Origin of the sequence: Promicromonospora kroppenstedtii DSM 19349 (genome assembly GCF_000515355.1) — a bacterium.
Classification (GTDB): domain Bacteria; phylum Actinomycetota; class Actinomycetes; order Actinomycetales; family Cellulomonadaceae; genus Promicromonospora; species Promicromonospora kroppenstedtii.
The window spans coordinates 2,272-3,473 of record NZ_KI911690.1 but is presented as its reverse complement, the minus strand read 5'-3'; the positions used below and the strand labels follow the sequence as shown (position 1 = coordinate 3,473).

General features: G+C 74.0%; 2 protein-coding genes. Both read right to left on the bottom strand.

Annotation, left to right across the window (positions count from 1 at the left end):
- Positions 1-327: ATP-binding cassette domain-containing protein (locus PROKR_RS16325; protein ID WP_036964758.1), on the bottom strand; the 327-nt coding region annotated here is incomplete at its 3' end.
- 96 nt (positions 328-423) lie between these two features.
- Complete coding sequence (locus tag PROKR_RS16320) at positions 424-1,182, bottom strand: glucose 1-dehydrogenase (protein ID WP_036964756.1); 759 nt, start codon at positions 1,180-1,182, stop codon at positions 424-426.
- Positions 1,183-1,202: the final 20 nt, after the last annotated feature.

The window sequence follows — 1,202 nt, the reverse complement described above, 5'->3', positions numbered from 1 at the left end:
CACGAGCACGTTCTCCAGCACGGTGAGGCGGTCGAAGAGCCCCAGCCCCTGCAGGGTCCGGGAGATCCCGGCTCCCACCAGCGCGGTGGCGGACGACGGCGCGGGCCGCCCGTCCACCCGGACCCGGCCGCGCCGGGCGCGCACCAGGCCGCACACGGCGTTGAAGACCGTGGTCTTGCCCGCGCCGTTGGGGCCGATCAGCGCGACGGTCTCGCCGTCGGCCACGGAGAAGGACACGTCGCTCAGGGCGGTCAGGCCCCCGAACGTCACCGTGAGGCCCGACACCTCCAGCCGGGGCGGGTCTGCTGTGCTGCTCGTCGTCGTCATCGGCACCTCGTCGTGTCGGATGGGTGGGTGGGCAAGAGAAACCGACCGGCCGGTTTGTTGGGGGCGGAGCGCGCCCGCGACCGGCCGGCCGCGGGTCTACCGGTGCGGGATCCCGCTCGTCATGCCGCCGTCGACCACGATCTCCTGGCCGGTGATCCAGGCGGACGCCTCGCTCGCGAGGAAGAGAACGGTCCCGGCCAGGTCGGCGGGCACGCCCGGGCGGCCGAGCGGGATGATCAGCGCCTCCGGGTCGATGCGCGTGCTCATCTCGGTCAGCACCAGGCCGGGGTGCACCGAGTTGACCCGGATCCCGGCGGGGCCGAGCTCGACGGCGAGCGACTTGGTCAGTCCCCGCACCGCGAACTTGGAGGCGGTGTACCCGTGCAGGCTGCGGCTGCCGCGCAGCCCCTCGACCGAGGAGACGTTGATGATCGAGCCCCGCCCGGCGGCCTTCATCGTCGGCACCACCGCGCGGCAGCCCAGGAACACGCCCGTGGCGTTGACCGCCATGACGGCGTTCCACTTGGCGAGCGTGAAGTGCTCGATCGGGGCGGCGTTCGCGATACCCGCGTTGTTGACCAGCACGTCCACGCCCCCGAGCTCGCCCGTCACCCCACCCACGACGCGCTCCCAGGCGTCCTCGTCGGTCACGTCCAGGTGCGCGAACCGGGCCCGCTCCCCCAGCTCGCCGGCCAGCGCCCGGCCCTCGGCCTCCAGCACGTCGGTGATCACGACGTGCGCCCCGGCGTCGTGCAGGATCCGCACGTACGCCGCCCCGATGCCGCGGGCCGCTCCGGTGACCAGGGCCACACGGCCGGTCAGGTCGTGCAGGCGCGCCGCCTCCTCGCCGGTCATGCGCCCGCCTCCCTGTCCGC

Excerpts from the sequence above, each read along its gene's own strand:
- PROKR_RS16320 (WP_036964756.1), bottom strand. The coding sequence starts at position 1,182 with ATGACCGGCGAGGAGGCGGCGCGCCTGCACGACCTGACCGGCCGTGTG.